Source organism: Rhodovastum atsumiense, from assembly GCF_937425535.1.
Lineage (GTDB): Bacteria > Pseudomonadota > Alphaproteobacteria > Acetobacterales > Acetobacteraceae > Rhodovastum > Rhodovastum atsumiense.
Map to the genome: position 1 here is coordinate 5180474 of NZ_OW485601.1, position 15998 is coordinate 5196471.

Genomic DNA, 15998 nt, shown 5'->3' on the forward strand with positions numbered 1-15998 from the left:
CAATCGATTTTTGGCCAAGCTTGCTGCGCTTCCGATTCATCGACCCGTCGGGCGCCTCCAAGACAACCAAGGTCCGGTTGGCGTGCCGCACGCTGTTGTGCGGCGCCTGCAGCGGAGAGCGACTCGGATGGCTATCGGAACGGTCAAGTGGTTCAACACCACCAAGGGCTTCGGCTTCATCATGCCGCAGGACGGCGGCAAGGACGTGTTCGTCCACATCACGGCCGTCCAGGCTGCCGGCCTGCGCGGCCTCGATGAGGGGCAGAAGGTCAGCTACGAGGTGATGATGGAGCGCGGCAAGGCCGCCGCCACCAACCTCAAGCTCGCCTGAGCCTGCTACGCGTTTGAACCGTGACGGGGGTGCGCTCCCGTCACGGCTCTGTGTGCCGGAAATGACGCCGGCAAGGCGGGCCGGCGCTATGCAGCCTGGTCCGACCAGCGGTGCCAAATCCTCCAGGCGCGGGCGGAGGCGGCGGAAGCCTTAGAGGCCTTCTATGCGCCCCAGGAATGCCTGCTCGCGAATTGCCGCAAGGCGCTGGTGGAAATCCGCAAGGGTGCCGCGTTCCTCGGCGAGCGTCCGCAGGTCAGCCAGTACGGCGACCGCCCTGGTGTAGCCTGCGGCGTTGCGGCGTTCGCGCCCGGCCGCCGCCCGTTCGGCTTCTTCCCGCTCGCGCTCCAGACAGATTGCCGCGGTGCATGCCCGCAGGTCACATGGCCACATGCGGGTCGCCTTCGAACAGGCGCATGAGCATCTCGACCCTGTCGTGGTCAGGGAGGGCGGAAATAATCGTCCGGACCTCATCGGCGGGGGGAGGCGTGTCGGCGGCGCGTTCGGCCGCGGCCTGCACGAGGTTGAGGAACGCCGCGAAGTCGTCCTCCTCGTCCAGGTCCACCTCGTTGAGGTGAATGTCGATGATGAGGTTCCGGTCCGCGACCTTCAGCCCGACATATTCGACGTTGCTGAGAAACCACTGATAGGAATTGGTGAAGCTGGCGGCGGTGATGCGCGCCCGGCTGGACGACGCCCGCAATTCCTGGCGGGCCGCGTCATCGAGCGGACGGTCGAGGGCGAGGAATTCGTAATACTGGTACTCGCTCATGGCGCGTGCTCCCTGTCCCCAGGCCGCGGGAGACGTCGCGGCGCCCCCGTCACCGGGCGGAATTCTCCTGCCTTTCCAGGAGGGATGCCGGGGGTGCAGGGGCCTTGGCCCCTGCCGGAGTCCAGAGGCAGGGCCTCTGGCGGGGTATGGGGCAGCGCCCCATGCCGCGGCGGTTGACGCAGGTCAAAGCCGCTCCGGTGTCCCGGGATGCATGGTTTCGTTTCGAAGGAGGGCGGCGTGAGACCGAAACGACTCGCGGTGCTCCTGGTCGCGCTGGCGGTGATGGCCGGCGTGGTCTGGCTTGTGGTGCAGCGTGCCGGCTCGGCGCCGCCGCCCGGCACCTTGTTCGGCAATGTCGAGATCCGGCAGGTGGACCTCGCCTTCAACACCGAGGGCCGCGTCGTCAGCATGGCGCGCCGCGAAGGCGAGGCGGTGCGTCTGGGCGAGGTCGTCGCTGAGCTGGACGACGAGACCTATCGCAGCCTGCGTGATCTCGCGGTGGCGCGGCGCGACGCGGCGCGGGCCAATCTCGGCCTGTTGCTCGCCGGCACGCGGATCGAGCAGCTCGACCAGGCGCGCGCGTCGGTAGCGACCGCCCAGGCCAATCTCGCGCATGCCGAAGCGGTGTTCGCCCGGCAGGAGGAATTGGTGCGCCGCGACGTGTCCTCGCGCCAGGCCTATGACGACGCGCGCATGGCGCTCGATGCGGGGCGGGCCCAGCTCGACCATGCCAAGGCGGTGCTGGCCGAGGCGGTGGCCGGGCCGCGCGCGGGGGAGATCGAGGCGGCGCGGGCGACGCTGCGCGAATCCGAGGCGGCCGTTGCCCTGGCCGCCGAGGCGCTGTCGCGCACCCGGCTCAAGGCCCCGGCCGATGGGGTGGTGATGACCCGGGTGATCGAGCCGGGCACGGTGGTGCTGCCCTCTGCCCCCGTCTACTCCATGGCGATTTCCGGCGAAGTGTGGGTGCGCGCCTTCGTGCCCGAGCCGCTGCTCGGCCGCGCCGCGCCGGGGCGTGAGGTGCAGGTGCGCACGGATGGCGGGCGCGTCTATGCGGGGCGTGTCGGCTATCTCTCGCCGGTCGCCGAGTTCACGCCGAAGACGGTGGAGACGCCGGAATTGCGCACGCAGCTGGTCTATCGCCTGCGAATCCGCATCACGGCGCCGGATGACGGGCTGCGCCAGGGCATGCCGGTGACGATCAGCCTGGGCGGGGAGTAGCCGGCCATGCTCGCCGGGATGGCGGGCCTGCGGCATGTCTTTCCGGGGATGCGCGGGGCGTCGCCGGTGGTGGCGCTGGAGGGGCTGGACGCCGGCATCGAGGCGGGGGTCATCACCGGGATCGTCGGCCCGGACGGCGCGGGCAAGACCACGCTGCTGCGCCTGCTGGCGGGGCTGCTGAAGCCGAGCGCCGGGCGCGTGACAGTTCTCGGCCATGACATGGCGACCGAGGCGGCGGCGGCGCATCCCTCGATCGGCTACATGCCGCAGCGTTTCGGCCTGTACGAGGACCTGACCGTCGCCGAGAACCTGTCGCTGTTCGCCGACCTGCACGCGTTGGACGCGGCGGTGCGGCAGCAGCGGATTCCGCGCCTGCTGGGCTTCACCGGCCTCGCGCCGTTCACCGCGCGGCTGGCCGGGAAGCTTTCCGGCGGGATGAAGCAGAAGCTCGGCCTGGCCTGCGCGCTGCTGGCGCGGCCGCGGCTGCTGCTGCTGGATGAGCCTTCGGTCGGCGTCGATCCCGCTTCCCGCCGCGAGCTCTGGGCGATGGTGGCGGCGATGCTGGATGAGGGGCGGGCGGACGGCATGGGGGTGGTCTGGGCCACCGCCTATCTCGACGAGGCCGAGCGGTGCGGGCGCGTGCTGCTGCTGCACGAGGGCCGCCTGCTTGCCGCCGGGCCGCCCGCCGGGTTCCTGGCGCCGTTGCGCGGGCGTGTGGCGCGGCTCGCGGTGCCGGCGGGTGGGCGGCGGGCAGTGCTGCGGCAGGTGGTGGCGCATCCGGCGGTGCTGGACGTCGCGGTGGAGGGCGATGCGCTGCGGCTGGTGCTGCGGGCGGGCAGCGCCATGCCCGACGCCGCTGCGTTCGGTGGTGGGGTGCTGACACCGGTGCCGCCCCGCTTCGAGGACGGTTTCGTCGACCGGCTGGCCACGGCGCCGCCGGTGGTGCCGCCGGAGCCGCCGCGCCCGGCGGCCGCGCCCGGCCCGGCGATCGAGGTGCGCGACCTGGTGCGCCGCTTCGGCGCCTTCACCGCGGTCGACCATGTCAGCTTCGCGGTGGCGCGCGGCGAGATCTTCGGGCTGCTCGGGCCGAACGGTGCGGGCAAGTCCACCACCTTCCGCATGCTGTGCGGCCTGCTGCGGCCGTCCGGGGGGGCGGCGCGGGTGGCCGGGCTGGACCTGCTGCGGGCGCCGGCGGCGGCGCGGGCGCGCATCGGCTACATGGCGCAGCGCTTCTCGCTGTACGGAGAGCTGACGGTGGCCGAGAACCTTGCCTTCTTCGCCCGCGTCTACGGCCTCGCCGGACGGGCGCGGGCGGAGGCGATCGCGGAGGCGCTGGAGCGGTTCGAACTGGCCGAGCAGCGCGGCAGCGTGGCCGGCAGCCTGCCGCTCGGCGTCAAGCAGCGGCTGGCCCTGGCCGCGGCGCTGCTGCACCGGCCGGACATCCTGTTCCTCGACGAGCCGACCTCCGGCGTCGATCCGCTGGCGCGGCGGGCGTTCTGGGCGCGCATCGGGGCGCTGGCGCAGGCCGGCGTCACCGTGCTGGTGACCAGCCATTTCATGGACGAGGCGGAATACTGCGACCGGCTGGCGATCATCAGCGGCGGGCGGCTGATCGCGACCGACACGCCGGCCGGGCTGAGGGGGCGGGTGCGCCGGCCCGACCTGCCCGAGCCGACGCTGGAGGACGCCTTCATCCAGTTGGTGGGGGCGGCGTGATGGCCGGCCGGGCGGCCACGCTGCTGCGCCTGCGCGGTCTGCTGCGCAAGGAGGTGCTGCAGGTTCTGCGCGACCCGTCCTCGCTGCTGATCGCCTTCCTGCTACCGGTGGTGCTGCTGCTGGTGAACGGCTACGGCATCTCGCTGGATGCGCGCGAGATGCGGCTGGCCGTGGTGATCGAGGCGCCCGCCGAGGACAGCCGCGAAGTGTTGCAGGCGCTCGCCGCCTCGCCTTATCTCGCGCCGGTGCAGACCACCAGCGCCGCCGAGGCCGAGCGCCTGCTGGTGGCCGGCACGGTGCGGGGCATGCTGGTGCTGCGCGAGGAATTCCTGGCCCGGCTGGCCCGGCCGTCGCGCTGGCCGGCCCCGGCGCAACTCGCAGTGAATGCCACTGATCCCAATACCGCCCGCATCCTGGAAGGCTATGTGCAGGGGGCGCTCGCCACCTGGATGGTGGGGCGGGCGCAGGAACGCCGCCTGCTGCCGCGCGGCGGGGTGACGCTGGAACACCGTTACTGGTTCAATCCGGAGCTGCGCTCGGCCGATTTCATCGTGCCGGGCATGGTGGCCTTCGTGATGTCGATGGTTGGCACCCTGCTGACCGCGCTGGTCGTCTCCCGCGAATGGGAGCGCGGCACGATGGAGAGCATGCTGGCCTCGCCGGCACGCCTGCCGGAGATGATCGCGGCGCGGCTGGCCTGCTATTTCGCCCTTGGCATGCTGGGCATGGTGGTGTCGGTGCTGATGGCGATCCTGGTGTTCGCCGTGCCGTTCCGCGGCAGCCTCGCGGTGCTGCTGCTCGCCGCCGCGCTGTTCCTGGTGTTCGCGCTGTCGCTCGGCCTGTTCATCTCGGCGTTGGCGCGCAGCCAGTTCGTGGCGGCGCAGGTGGCCTTCATCACCACCATGCTGCCGGCGCTGATGCTCTCCGGCATGCTGTTCGACATCGCCTCGATGCCCGGCTGGCTGCAGGTGCTGACGCATGTGTTTCCGGCGCGCTACCTGGTGTCGATCCTGCAGACGCTGTTCCTGGCCGGCACCGTCTGGACGCTGATCCTGCCGAACCTGGCGGCGCTGGCCATCGCCGCCCTGATCGCCGTTGCCGCCACGCTGGCGGTGACGCGGCGGCGGCTGGATTAGGGGCAAGGAGGCGGGCGATGTGGCGACGCGTGCTGGCGCTGGTGCTGAAGGAACTCGCGTCACTCTGGAAGGATCCGAAGACGCGGGCGGTACTGCTGGGGCCGCCGCTGGTGCAGGTGCTGATCTTCTCCTACGCCGCCACCTTCGAGGTGCAGAAGGTGCCGCTGGCGGTCTGGAACGAGGATGCCGGCGTGCAGGCCGCCGAACTGGTGCGGCGCTTCGCCGCCTCGCCGGCGTTCCGGGTGGTGGCGGCGCCGCAGGATCCGGCTTCGGCGCGGGCGGATCTGGACGCGCGGGATGTCGTGGCGGTGCTGCACGTGCCGCAGGATTTCTCCGCGCGCGTGCTGGGCGGGCGGGAGGCGCGGGTCCAGTTGCTGCTGGATGCCAGGCGCTCGAACACCGCGCTGCTGGTCAACGGCTATGCCGGCGCGATCGTGCAGCGCTTCGCGCTGGAGCACCAGTCGGTGCCGGTACTGCCGATCGCGCTGGAGGTGCGGGACTGGTTCAACCCGACGCTCGATCCGCAGTGGTTCATCCTGCCCGGGCTGGTCGCGGTGCTGTCGCTGCTGATGGCGATGCTGGTCAGTTCGCTTTCCCTGGCCCGCGAGCGCGAGCTCGGCACCTTCGAGCAATTGCTGGTGACGCCGCTGCGCCCGGTCGAGATCATGCTGGGCAAGGCGGTGCCGGCGGCGATCGTGGGGCTGGTGGAGGCGCATATCGTCATCGCCGCGGCGCTGCTGTGGTTCCGCCTGCCGTTCACCGGCAGCGTGCTGCTGCTGGAAGTGGCGCTGCTGGTCTACATGCTGGCCGGGGTGGGTGTGGGGCTGGCCATTTCCTCGGTGGCGCGCACGCAGCAGCAGGCGATCCTGGGCGTGTTCATCTATGCTTCGCCGGCGGTGGTGCTGTCGGGGTTCGCCGCGCCGGTTGAGAACATGCCGGTGGTGGTGGAATGGCTCAGCCGGGCCGACCCGATCCGCTGGATGCTGGTGGTGGCCCGCGGGGTGTTCCTGCAGGACATGCCGGCGGCGGTGGCGGTGCAGGCGATCTGGCCGATGGCGCTGATCGCGGTGGTGCTGCTGGGGGTGGCGACGGTCAGCGTGCGGCGGGCGCTGGGCTGACCGGGGCCGGGCCCTGGCGGCGGGAAGGCAGGAGGCGCGGATGAAGGCGATGGTGTTGCCGCGTGTCTGCGAGGCGCTGGTGCCGGAGGAACGGCCGGTCCCGGAGCCCGGACCCGGCCAGGTGCTGGTGCGGGTGCATGCCTGCGCGGTGTGCCGCACCGATCTGCATGTGGTGGACGGCGAGTTACCGGACATTCCCACGCCGATCGTGCCGGGACATGAGATCATCGGGCGGGTGGCGGCGGTGGGGCCGGGGGTGGAGCGTTTCGGCAGCGGCGTCCGGGTCGGCGTGCCGTGGCTCGGCTGGACCTGCGGCAAGTGCGAATATTGCCGCGGCGGGCGGGAGAATCTCTGCCCGCAGGCGCGGTTCACGGGCTACCAGATCGATGGCGGCTACGCGGAATACGCCGTGGCCGATGCCCGTTATTGCTTCGCCATTCCCGACTGTTTCACCGATGTCGAGGCGGCGCCGTTGATGTGCGCGGGGCTGATCGGCCATCGCACCTTGCGCATGGCCGGCGATGCCCGGCGCATCGGCATCTACGGCTTCGGCGCGGCGGCGCATATCGCGGCGCAGGTGGCGCGCTGGGAGGGGCGGGAGGTCTTCGCCTTCACCCGTCCCGGCGACCGGGAGGCGCAGGACTTCGCCCGCGCGCTCGGCGCGGTCTGGGCCGGCGGATCGGATGCGCCGCCGCCCGAGCCGCTCGATGCCGCGCTGATCTTCGCGCCGGTGGGGGCGCTGGTGCCGGCGGCGCTGCGTGCCACCGCGCCGGGGGGCGTGGTGGTCTGCGGCGGCATCCATATGAGCGACATCCCGGCCTTTCCTTATTCCATCCTGTGGATGGAGCGCAGCATCCGCTCGGTGGCCAACCTGACCCGGCGGGACGGGGAGGACTTCCTCGCCATTGCCGCGCGGGTGCCGGTGGTCACGCAGACGACCGGTTTCCCGCTGTCCGCGGCGAATGAGGCCCTGGCGCGGTTGCGTGACGGGGCGCTGACCGGGGCGGCCGTGCTGCTGCCCGGCGGCTGATCCGCGGGCGGCGCAACGGATCCGGCCGGGCAGAAGGTGTCACCTTTCACCCGGCCGGGACGGGCCGGAGCGCTTCAGCTCCACGCCTTGTGCCAAAGCCCGTTGTCTCCACCCCGGGCGAAGTCGTCAATCCGGTCCGGTCCCCAGGAGACGGCGCCAGGGCCCGAGGTCAACACGCCACCGAGGGATTCCCATCCGCTCCAGTGCGATCCGTCCCACGCTTTGTGCCAGAGCGCATTGTCGGTACCGCGGGCGAAGACGTCGAGGTGGTCCGATGTCCAGGACGATACGTCCGGATCAGACGTCAACTGGCCGCTCAATGATTCCCAGTCACTCCACATGCTTGCCCTCCCCTTGTCTGCCTCATCTGCCGTAAACAGGAGATAAAGTCATTCCAGGGATTGCAACTCAGTGTTGTTCCATGAATGTCGGGATGCGCACGATTTTTATTTTATTTAAAGTATCCATGTCATTGCTGAATTTCGACAACACAAAATGCGGACCAGCGGCGGTTCATCAGCAGAAATCGGAAAATTGTACCAAATCGTCAGCGCGGGACTTCATCGCCCTGCCGGTTTCCGGTGACGTCACAAGGCGCGGCCGGGCGTGGCAGCAGGTGCCCGGCCGCAAGGGGAAGACGTCATTCGACGGGTTCGTACCAGCTCCGTCCATCGCGCTCGACCAGGGCGATGGCGGCCGAAGGCCCCCAGGTGCCGGAGGTATAGGGCCGTGGTGGTTCCGGGTTGGCGGCCCATGATTGCAGGATCGGATCGATCCAGCTCCACGCCGTCTCCACCTCGTCGCGCCGCATGAACAGCGTCTGGTTGCCGCGCACGACATCCAACAGCAGCCGTTCATAGGCGTCCGGGTTGCGCAGGCCGAAGGCCTTGGCGAAGCTCATGTCGAGCGGGACGTGGCGCAGCCGCATGCCGCCCGGACCCGGATCCTTGATCATCAGCCAGAGTTTCACGCCCTCGTCGGGCTGCAGGCGGATCACCAGTCGGTTCGCCTCGATCGGGCCGGCGCTGCCGTCGAACACCGAGAAGGGGATCGGCCGGAACTGTGCCACGATCTCGGAGACGCGGGCCGGGAGGCGTTTGCCGGTGCGCAGGTAGAACGGCACCCCGGCCCAGCGCCAGTTGGCGATTTCCGCCTTCAGCGCCACGAAGGTTTCGGTGCGGCTGGTTGGGTCGCCGAGTTCCTCCAGGTAGCCCGGCACCGGTCCGCCGCGGGAGGCGCCGGCCCGGTACTGCCCGCGCACGGTCCGTTCGTGGATGTTGCCGTCCCCGATCGGCACCAGTGATTTCAGCACCTTCAGTTTCTCGTCGCGCACCGCGTCGGCCGAGAGCGAGGCCGGCGGTTCCATCGCCACCAGACAGAGCAACTGCAGCATGTGGTTCTGCACCATGTCGCGCAGGGCGCCGGCGGTGTCGTAGTAGCCGGCGCGCCCCTCGACGCCGAGTGTCTCGGCCACGGTGATCTGCACGTGGTCGATCTGGGCGGCGCGCCAGAGCGGTTCGAACAGCGCGTTGGCGAAGCGCAGCGCCATCAGGTTCTGGACGGTTTCCTTTCCGAGATAATGGTCGATGCGGTAGATGCGATCCTCGGAGAAATGGCGCCCCACCGCCTCGTTCACCGCCCGGGCGGAAGCGAGGCTCTTGCCGATGGGTTTTTCCACCACGACCCGGCCGGTGCCGCCGGCGAGCCCGGCCTGTCCGAGCCGGTCGCAGATCGGGCCGAACAGCTCGGGGGCGGTGGCCAGGTAGAACACCCGGATGTGCTCGGGCTGCTCGGCGAGCCGGGCTGCCAGCGCGGGCCAGCCATCATCGGCACCGGCATCCGCCGCGACGTAGCAGAGACGGCGGAGGAAGCGGGCGAGGTTGGCGGCATCCGGCTCGTCGCCATGGCCGGTGATGGCGTCGCTGGCGAGGCAGCGGAAATCCTCGTCGGAGAGGCGGCGGCGGGAGACGCCGATGATGCGGGTTGCGTCGGAAAGCTGGCCGGCAAGGTCGCGGTGATAGAGCGCGGGCAGCAGCTTGCGGCGGGCAAGGTCGCCGGTGGCGCCGAAGACGACGAGGTCGAACGGCTCGACGGGAATGATGCGGGCAGTCATACGGCGGGGCAATCCTGACAAAGGGGCACAAGCAGTCAGGCCGGGCCGCGCGCGGTCCGACCTGACTGCCGATGCTGTCCCGCGGCCCCCATGGCATGCAAGCGAAGACGGCCGGCCGGCCCCGGAGATCAACTCGCGTGGCGGCTGGCGTGGGCCCAGAAGCCGCGGACATTGGCCAGCACCGGCTCGGGCGGGACCACCACGCGGGCGCGCGGGAAGGCGTCGCGGGCGGCATCGGCATAGGTCTCGGCGCCGCCGCCGGCCAGCAGCACCACGTCCACCTCGCGCCGTTCGCCGCGTAGCGTCTGGCGCAGCGCCATCATGGCGACGCCGGTGGTCTGGGAGGCGGCCGAGGCAAGATAGGGCGCAAGCTGCACCGGTTCGCCGAACAACTGCACCGAGCTGGCGCCGAGGCGGAGCGCGCGTTCCAGCAATTCCCGCTCGATCCGCCCGCCACGTTCCTGCTGGATCAGCGCCGCCGCGCCTTCCAGCAGGACGCTCATGGCGGCGGTCGAGGTGCCGGAATTGGTGGCGCGGATCTCGCCTTCGTCGAACAGCACCCAGTCGACCGAGAAGAACCCGGCATCGACCACCAGCACGCGCGACTGCGCGGCCATGGCGCGCTGTTCGGCATCGGCAAGCATGTCGATATAGGCGCCGGCCGGCTGGGGCAGCACCTCGACCGTGTCGACTTCCACGTCCTGGTCCCGGGCCACCGCGTGGTGGCCGAGCAGCAGGGCGTGCAGCGCCTCGCGGCGGGCGCTGTCGAGCCATTGCGTCACCGGCAGGCCGGTCACCAGGCGCTCGACCCGGGGCGTGCCGGCGACCAGCAGGGCGGCATGGGCCAGGGCGCGGAAGCCGGAGGTGGCGACGTAATCGGGGTGAAGGGCGCGTTCCCAGTTCTGCAGGCGGCCCGGCTCGACACCGGCCACCCAGGTCTCCTCGTCCAGCGCGACCACCAGCCCCTCGCCGGCGCTGCTGCCGGCGCTGTAGCCGATGCGCTCGGGCATCGCCGTCCGGGGCCCTGCGCCGGCGGGCAGGACGGTGGCGGTCGGGTCGCCGTCGGCGGGGCCGGCGATCAGCTTGAGGTTGGAATAGCCGATATCGAGCCCGACATAGACGGGCGCCGGCTCGGCGTCCGCCGGTGCCGGCTCGGCCCTGGCCGTTGCCCGCACGCGCGGCGCGATACGGGGCTGTACAACCGTCTTCCTTGCCATCGCAACCTCTCAGCAGCCGAACGATTTCGAGGGGTTATAGGCGCTCGAATTCCGTGCCGAAAGCGACAGGGTTTGGAAAACGGCTGTGTGACAGAACGCGGTCAGGCAGAGGCTGCACCCGATGTCCGGGCAGCAACAGGCCGCATCCCAACTTATGGGTTAATTTTAGGTTGATACTTCCGCCTGTGCGGCATGAAGTTGCGGCATTGGCAGCGATGGCCGGCCTCCACCACCAGGACTGGCGGCAGGGGGGCGCGCGATCGCTTCGTGTCGTCGGCAACAGGCTTGGAGGATGTCAGCTTCATGACAGAGAAGGTGCCAGGTGCCTCATGCCGGCCGGCCGAGGCCTTGACCCATGCCGGACCGGTCGGCCGGGAGGGGCCATGATTCCGCGCGGCGCATTGATCGTGTCCTGCCAGGCGCGGACGGACCATCCACTGCACGGACCCACCTTCATGGCGGCGATGGCGCGCGCGGCGCAGCAGGGCGGCGCCCAGGCGATCCGCTGCGCGGGGCCGATGGACGTGGCCGCCATCCGGGCCACCACCACCCTGCCGATCATCGGCCTGTTCATGCGCTTCGACCAGGGCTTCCACGTCACCATCACGCCCGATTTCGAAAGCGCCTATGCGGTGGCGGAGGCGGGGGCCGACATCATCGCCCTCGATGCCACCGCACGGGCACGCCGTGGCGAACCTGCCGCCACGCTGATCCGCCGCATCCGCGGCGAACTCGGCCACGAAGTGCTGGCCGATGTCAGCACGCTCGAGGAGGCCCTTGCCGCCGAGCGGGCCGGCGCCACCTGGGTTGCCACCACGCTCGCCGGCTACACCGACGCGCCCGTGCCGGAGGAGCCGGATTTCAACCTGCTGGAGGCATTGGTGGCACATTGCCGCGCCAAAGTCGTGGCGGAGGGCCGCTACCGGACGCCGGCGCAGGTCGCGCGGGCCTTCGCGATCGGGGCGCATGCGGTGTGCGTGGGCACCGCGATCACTGATCCGCGCGGCCTCACGCAACGCTTCGTGGCGGCCACGCCGCGATGATCGGGCTCGGCCTGGACGCCGGCGGCTCGGCGACGCGCTGGACGCTCTGCGACGCGGCGGGGACGGTGCTGGCAGCGGGCGAGGTGGCCGCGATCTCCGGGCATCTCTACCACGAGGCGGAGCGGGCGCGGCTGCGCCAGGCCTGTTCGGCGCTGGCCGGGGCACTGACTGGCCTGGCCCGGCCCGGGGCGGTGGTGGCGGGCATCACCGGCCTGGCCGCGGACACGGACGAGGCGGCGGTGGCCGGCGCGGCGATCGCGGCAGCGCTGGATCTGCCCGGGGCCGCCGTGCGGGTGCGCGAGGATACCTGGATCGCCTATCACGCGGCCTTCGCGCCAGGGGCGGGGCATCTGATCTATGCCGGCACCGGGTCGGTCGGGGTGCACGTGCGGGCGGACCGCAGCGTGCTGCGCACCGGTGGGCGGGGCATGCTGATCGATGACGGCGGCTCGGCCTTCTGGATCGGCCGCGAGGCGCTGCGGGCGGTCTGGCGCCGTCGCGACGCCGAGCCGGACTGGACCAGCCCGCTGGCGGTGGCGCTGGCGGCGGCGCTGGGGGGGGATTCCTGGGATGTCGTGCGGACCCGCGTCTATGGCGGCGGGCGCACGGAAGTCGCGATGCTGGCGCGCGCGGTCGCGGCGGCAGCGGGCGAGGACGCGACCGCGCGGGAGATCCTGGCCAATGCCGGCACGGAACTCGGGCGGCTGGCGCTGGCGCTGGTGCGCCAGGAAGGGGGGCGGCCGGTGGTGCTGACCGGACGGGCGGCGGGGCTGCATCCGCTGATCCTGCAGGCGATGCGGGCGGCGGCGCCGGCGCTGGAGATCACCCTGCGCCCGACCGATGCCGCGCTGGCGGCGGCGCGGCTGGCGCTCGACCCCCTGGGCTGACCAGCGTCTCCGGAACTGCATTCGACCGTAGGTTTTTCCAGAAGATCCGGGCTCACCCTGGCATTGCTCCCCGCAATTGTCGTGATCCACCAAAGATAATTTCTGCATATCATCTTATAAGAATTTATCGTTCTTTTCGATTTACGGGATGCACTTCTTGCGATGTCCATCCTGGTGGAGCAGGTTTGTTGCCTGGTCAGGATTCGGAGGCCGGCGAAGTCCGATGGACGGCAGGCGCCCCTTGATTTCCGCACGGCATGGCCTGGTGGCCGCGGCGCATCCGCTGGCCGCCCAGGCCGGCGCCCGGCTGCTCGCGAACGGTGGCAATGCCTTCGATGCCGCCGCGGCGACCGCCGCCGTACTCAATGTCGTCGAGCCGTTCATGTCGGGCCTCGCCGGCATGGGCATGGCGACCTGCTTCATCGCCGCGGAGCAGCGGGTGCGGGTGCTGGATTTCGTCACCCGCGTTCCCGGCCGCTTCCCCACCGGGCGCGGCGAGGAGAGCAGCCGTGGCGGGTTCGCCTGTGGCGTGCCCGGCTGCCTCGCCGGCTGGTGCGAACTGGTGAAGACGCATGGCCAGAAGAAGCTGATGGAGGTGTTCGCGCCGGCGATCGCGCTGGCGCGCGACGGCCACCTGGTGATCGACCATCCCGGTGCCACGCTGTTGCAGGCGATCGCCGCGCTGCGGGATTTCCCCTGCTACGCCGATTGGTGCGCCGCCTATCTGGACGAAGGCAGTGGCGAGCCGGGACCGGGCTTCATCATGCGCCAGTCCGCCCTGGCGCGCAGCCTGGAGACGATCGCACTGGAAGGGCCGGAATACCTCTATCGCGGCGAGCTCGGGCGACGGGTGGTGGCGCATGTCGAGGCGCTGGGCGGCAGCCTGACCCGGCAGGATCTCGAGACCGCGCGGCCGCACTGGCTCGATCCGGTCGCGGTGGAGTATCGCGGCCTGGATCTGCACGCCCCGCCGCCGCCCTGCGAGGCATTCCAGTTCCTGCTGACGCTGCGCCTGCTCGATGGCGTGGACTTCGCCGGGATGGAGCGCGACGGGGTGGAACACCTGGACGCGGTGTGGCGGGCGATCCGCCTCGCGGCGGGGGTCCGCATTGCCCATAACCGACCGAATGCAACGATGCTGGCCGGGCTGCTGTCGGAACCGCAGGTGGCGCCGCTGCGCGCACGGCTGCGCGAGGCAGCACCGGTCGAAGGGCCAACCGGGCCCGGCTGGCCGCAGCCGGAGGATCCGGCGAAAGGCCACACCACCAGCTTCGCGGTGGCGGATCGCCACGGCAACGTGGTCTGCGTCACCCAAAGCCTCGGCGGGCTGTCCGGCTCGGGCGTGGTGGTGCCGGGCACCGGCATCTGCCTCGGCAATTTTCTCTTCTGGAGCGATCTGGACGCCCAGGGAGACCAGCCGCTGCTGCCCGGGACGGAGCTGACGCTGCCGCTCGCGCCGGTGCTGGCGCTGCGTCAGGGACGGCCGGTGCTGGCGCTGGGCACCCCCGGCAGCCACGGCATCAGCCAGTTCCAGACACAGGTGCTGGTGCAGCATGTCGATTTCGGCCTGGACCTGCAGGCCGCGATCGAGGCGCCGCGGGCGCGGCTGTGGGACGGGCGGCGGGTGCAGGCGGAACGGCGCATCCCTCCGGCGACCCTGGAGGTGCTGCGCGCGCGTGGCCATGACATCGAGGCCGTGCCGGACTGGAGCGCGAAGCTGGGGGGCATGCAGGGGATTGCGATCGACCCGGCGAGCGGCGTGCTGACCGGCGGGGCCGACCCCCGCCGCGAAGGACTGGTGGCCATTCCATAGTTCCATAAGCATTTTCCGAGGGCGGAGCCGGCATGGACGGGAAAGCGCCTCTCATCGCCTCGCGACAGGGCATGGTCGCAGCGGCGCATCCTCTGGCTGCCGCAGCGGGCGTGCGGATTCTCGGCCGCGGCGGCAATGCCTTCGACGCCGCGGTGGCGACCGCGGCGGCGCTCGGGGTGGTGGAGCCGGGCCTGTCCGGGCTCGGCGGCGGCGGCATGGCGACGTGCTGGGTGGCGGCCGACCACCGGGCGCGCACGCTGGGCTTCACCCCGGTGGTGCCGGCGCGGTTTCCCGGTGGAGGAGAGGGGGGCACACCGTCCGGAGGGATGGCCGTCGCGGCGCCGGGGGCCCTGGCCGGCTGGTACGACCTGCTGAGCGCCCATGGCACGCTCACGCTGGCGCAGGTGCTGGCGCCGGCGATCGAACTGGCGGAGGACGGGATCCCGGTGGTCGGGTGCGTCGCTGCCACTCTGGCCCATGCCGCCCGGGAGCTGCGCGACTCGCCCTGCTTCGCCGCCTGGGACCGGATCTATGGCGCTGGCGGAAGGCCTCGGCCGGGGGCGGTGCTGCGCCAGCCCGCCCTGGCGGCGACGCTGACGACGATCGCGGCGGAGGGGCCGCGTGCGCTGCATGGCGGACGGCTGGGACAGGCCCTGGTCGCACAGGTGCAGGCGCTCGGCGGCGTGCTGTCGCTCGCTGACCTGGAAGCCGTGTCGGCGCGGTGGGAACGGCCGGTCTCGATGCGCTACCGCGATCTTGTGCTGCATGTGCCGCCGCCGCCGGGCCGGGGGGGCGAGTTGCTGCTCGCCCTGGGCATTCTCGATGATGTCGACCTCGCCGCCATGGAATGCGGCGGGGTCGCGCATCTCGACGCGGTGTGGCGGGCGATGCGGCTGGCGGCGATGGAACGGGCGGCGGGGGAGGATCTGCCGGAAGAAGCCCAGCCGGAGCGATGGCTCGCGGACGACACGCTGGAGCGGCTGCGCCTGCGCGCGCGCGATGGCGAGCCGGTGGAAGGAGCGGTCGAGCCATGGCAGGCGCCGCAGCCGCACACCACGGCGCTGGCGGTGGCCGACCGGATGGGCAACCTGGTGTGCATCACGCAGACGCTCGGATCGGCCTTCGGTGGCGGGGTGGTGGTGCCGGAGCTGGGCCTGTGCCTGAACAACGCCCTGTCCTGGGGGCGACGGATTCCCCCGCCCACCGGGGCGCGGCCGGCGGGTGGGCGCCGGATCGCCACGCCGATCGCCCCCGTGCTCGCGACGCGCAACCGCCGGCCCTGGCTTGCGCTCGGCAGTCCGGGGGGATGGGGCATCAGCCAGGTGCTGGCGCAGGCGCTGGTCCGCATCGTCGATTTCGCGGAGCCACTGCAGCAGGCGATCGAGGCCCCCCGGGCGCGGCTGTGGGACGGGCGGCGGGTGACGGCCGAGGACCGGATCGCGCCGGCGGTGCTGGAGGCGTTGCGGGCACGCGGCCACGACGTCACTGCATCCGGTGCCTGGAGCGAGGCAACCGGCGCTGTCCAGGCGGTCGCCATCGATGCCGTGACGGGGGTGATCACCGGTGCGGCCGACCCCCGCCGCGACGGCTATGCCGCCGGCATCTGA

15 protein-coding genes are annotated in these 15998 nt (G+C 71.3%); 10 read left to right on the top strand and 5 right to left on the bottom strand.

Annotated features, from left to right (window positions below; genetic code table 11):
* Positions 1–127 precede the first annotated feature (127 nt).
* Positions 128–331 carry a cold-shock protein gene (locus NBY65_RS23330; protein WP_150044260.1) on the top strand — a complete coding sequence of 68 codons (204 nt, stop codon included), beginning with the start codon at positions 128–130 and terminating at the stop codon, positions 329–331.
* Between the two features lie 150 nt (positions 332–481).
* Here the strand turns inward: NBY65_RS23330 and NBY65_RS23335 are convergent, their stop codons facing one another.
* Together NBY65_RS23335 and NBY65_RS23340 are read right to left on the bottom strand one after the other, a co-directional pair.
* Positions 482–721 (bottom strand): hypothetical protein, encoded by a 240-nt coding sequence (locus tag NBY65_RS23335; protein WP_203330686.1) that lies wholly within the window; start codon positions 719–721, stop codon positions 482–484.
* Positions 708–1100, bottom strand: a complete 393-nt coding sequence (locus NBY65_RS23340) for a hypothetical protein (RefSeq protein ID WP_203330687.1) — start codon at positions 1098–1100, stop codon at positions 708–710. The genes NBY65_RS23335 and NBY65_RS23340 overlap by 14 nt, the downstream gene beginning before the upstream one ends.
* Positions 1101–1337: 237 nt before the next feature.
* Between NBY65_RS23340 and NBY65_RS23345 the strand changes: the two genes are divergently transcribed.
* The 5 genes from NBY65_RS23345 to NBY65_RS23365 are packed head-to-tail and all read left to right on the top strand — an operon-like array spanning position 1338 to position 7318.
* The gene (locus tag NBY65_RS23345; RefSeq protein WP_162530819.1) at positions 1338–2318 is read left to right on the top strand and encodes an efflux RND transporter periplasmic adaptor subunit; all 981 of its coding nucleotides are present in this window, start codon (positions 1338–1340) and stop codon (positions 2316–2318) included.
* A gap of 6 nt (positions 2319–2324) precedes the next feature.
* Entirely contained in the window at positions 2325–4034 is a 1710-nt protein-coding gene (locus tag NBY65_RS23350) for an ATP-binding cassette domain-containing protein (RefSeq protein WP_203330688.1), read from the top strand.
* Positions 4034–5170 (top strand): ABC transporter permease, encoded by a 1137-nt coding sequence (locus NBY65_RS23355; protein ID WP_150044264.1) that lies wholly within the window; start codon positions 4034–4036, stop codon positions 5168–5170. The genes NBY65_RS23350 and NBY65_RS23355 overlap by 1 nt, the downstream gene beginning before the upstream one ends.
* A 17-nt stretch (positions 5171–5187) precedes the next feature.
* Complete coding sequence (locus tag NBY65_RS23360; protein ID WP_150044266.1) at positions 5188–6288, top strand: ABC transporter permease; 1101 nt, start codon at positions 5188–5190, stop codon at positions 6286–6288.
* 40 nt (positions 6289–6328) lie between these two features.
* Positions 6329–7318, top strand: coding sequence for a zinc-dependent alcohol dehydrogenase family protein (locus tag NBY65_RS23365; protein ID WP_150044268.1), 990 nt, complete (start codon positions 6329–6331; stop codon positions 7316–7318).
* 74 nt (positions 7319–7392) lie between these two features.
* Here NBY65_RS23365 and NBY65_RS34140 read toward each other — a convergent pair whose 3' ends face one another.
* From NBY65_RS34140 to NBY65_RS23375, 3 genes are all read right to left on the bottom strand, one after another.
* Complete coding sequence (locus NBY65_RS34140; RefSeq protein ID WP_150044270.1) at positions 7393–7659, bottom strand: hypothetical protein; 267 nt, start codon at positions 7657–7659, stop codon at positions 7393–7395.
* A 299-nt stretch (positions 7660–7958) separates the two neighbouring features.
* The gene (gene zwf, locus NBY65_RS23370) at positions 7959–9431 is read right to left on the bottom strand and encodes a glucose-6-phosphate dehydrogenase (RefSeq protein ID WP_150044272.1); all 1473 of its coding nucleotides are present in this window, start codon (positions 9429–9431) and stop codon (positions 7959–7961) included.
* 128 nt (positions 9432–9559) lie between these two features.
* The gene (locus NBY65_RS23375) at positions 9560–10648 is read right to left on the bottom strand and encodes a ParM/StbA family protein (RefSeq protein WP_150044274.1); all 1089 of its coding nucleotides are present in this window, start codon (positions 10646–10648) and stop codon (positions 9560–9562) included.
* A gap of 383 nt (positions 10649–11031) precedes the next feature.
* Between NBY65_RS23375 and NBY65_RS23380 the strand changes: the two genes are divergently transcribed.
* The 4 genes from NBY65_RS23380 to NBY65_RS23395 all read left to right on the top strand — a co-directional run bounded on the left by NBY65_RS23380 (position 11032) and on the right by NBY65_RS23395 (position 15998).
* Positions 11032–11691 (top strand): N-acetylmannosamine-6-phosphate 2-epimerase, encoded by a 660-nt coding sequence (locus NBY65_RS23380; protein WP_150044276.1) that lies wholly within the window; start codon positions 11032–11034, stop codon positions 11689–11691.
* On the top strand, positions 11688–12578 hold the full coding sequence (locus NBY65_RS23385; protein WP_150044277.1) for a BadF/BadG/BcrA/BcrD ATPase family protein: 891 nt from the start codon (positions 11688–11690) through the stop codon (positions 12576–12578). The genes NBY65_RS23380 and NBY65_RS23385 overlap by 4 nt, the downstream gene beginning before the upstream one ends.
* A 223-nt stretch (positions 12579–12801) precedes the next feature.
* The gene (locus NBY65_RS23390) at positions 12802–14391 is read left to right on the top strand and encodes a gamma-glutamyltransferase family protein (protein WP_150044279.1); all 1590 of its coding nucleotides are present in this window, start codon (positions 12802–12804) and stop codon (positions 14389–14391) included.
* Between the two features lie 32 nt (positions 14392–14423).
* Complete coding sequence (locus NBY65_RS23395) at positions 14424–15998, top strand: gamma-glutamyltransferase family protein (protein ID WP_150044281.1); 1575 nt, start codon at positions 14424–14426, stop codon at positions 15996–15998.

What these genes read in the sequence shown, in the direction of transcription:
- NBY65_RS23330 (WP_150044260.1), top strand. Translation starts at nt 128, where the DNA reads ATGGCTATCGGAACGGTCAAGTGGTTCAACACCACCAAGGGCTTCGGC.
- NBY65_RS23335 (WP_203330686.1), bottom strand. Translation starts at nt 721, where the DNA reads ATGTGGCCATGTGACCTGCGGGCATGCACCGCGGCAATCTGTCTGGAG.
- NBY65_RS23340 (WP_203330687.1), bottom strand. Translation starts at nt 1,100, where the DNA reads ATGAGCGAGTACCAGTATTACGAATTCCTCGCCCTCGACCGTCCGCTC.
- NBY65_RS23350 (WP_203330688.1), top strand. Translation starts at nt 2,325, where the DNA reads ATGCTCGCCGGGATGGCGGGCCTGCGGCATGTCTTTCCGGGGATGCGC.
- NBY65_RS23355 (WP_150044264.1), top strand. Translation starts at nt 4,034, where the DNA reads ATGGCCGGCCGGGCGGCCACGCTGCTGCGCCTGCGCGGTCTGCTGCGC.
- NBY65_RS23360 (WP_150044266.1), top strand. Translation starts at nt 5,188, where the DNA reads ATGTGGCGACGCGTGCTGGCGCTGGTGCTGAAGGAACTCGCGTCACTC.
- NBY65_RS23365 (WP_150044268.1), top strand. Translation starts at nt 6,329, where the DNA reads ATGAAGGCGATGGTGTTGCCGCGTGTCTGCGAGGCGCTGGTGCCGGAG.
- NBY65_RS34140 (WP_150044270.1), bottom strand. Translation starts at nt 7,659, where the DNA reads ATGTGGAGTGACTGGGAATCATTGAGCGGCCAGTTGACGTCTGATCCG.
- zwf (WP_150044272.1), bottom strand. Translation starts at nt 9,431, where the DNA reads ATGACTGCCCGCATCATTCCCGTCGAGCCGTTCGACCTCGTCGTCTTC.
- NBY65_RS23375 (WP_150044274.1), bottom strand. Translation starts at nt 10,648, where the DNA reads ATGGCAAGGAAGACGGTTGTACAGCCCCGTATCGCGCCGCGCGTGCGG.
- NBY65_RS23380 (WP_150044276.1), top strand. Translation starts at nt 11,032, where the DNA reads ATGATTCCGCGCGGCGCATTGATCGTGTCCTGCCAGGCGCGGACGGAC.
- NBY65_RS23385 (WP_150044277.1), top strand. Translation starts at nt 11,688, where the DNA reads ATGATCGGGCTCGGCCTGGACGCCGGCGGCTCGGCGACGCGCTGGACG.
- NBY65_RS23390 (WP_150044279.1), top strand. Translation starts at nt 12,802, where the DNA reads ATGGACGGCAGGCGCCCCTTGATTTCCGCACGGCATGGCCTGGTGGCC.
- NBY65_RS23395 (WP_150044281.1), top strand. Translation starts at nt 14,424, where the DNA reads ATGGACGGGAAAGCGCCTCTCATCGCCTCGCGACAGGGCATGGTCGCA.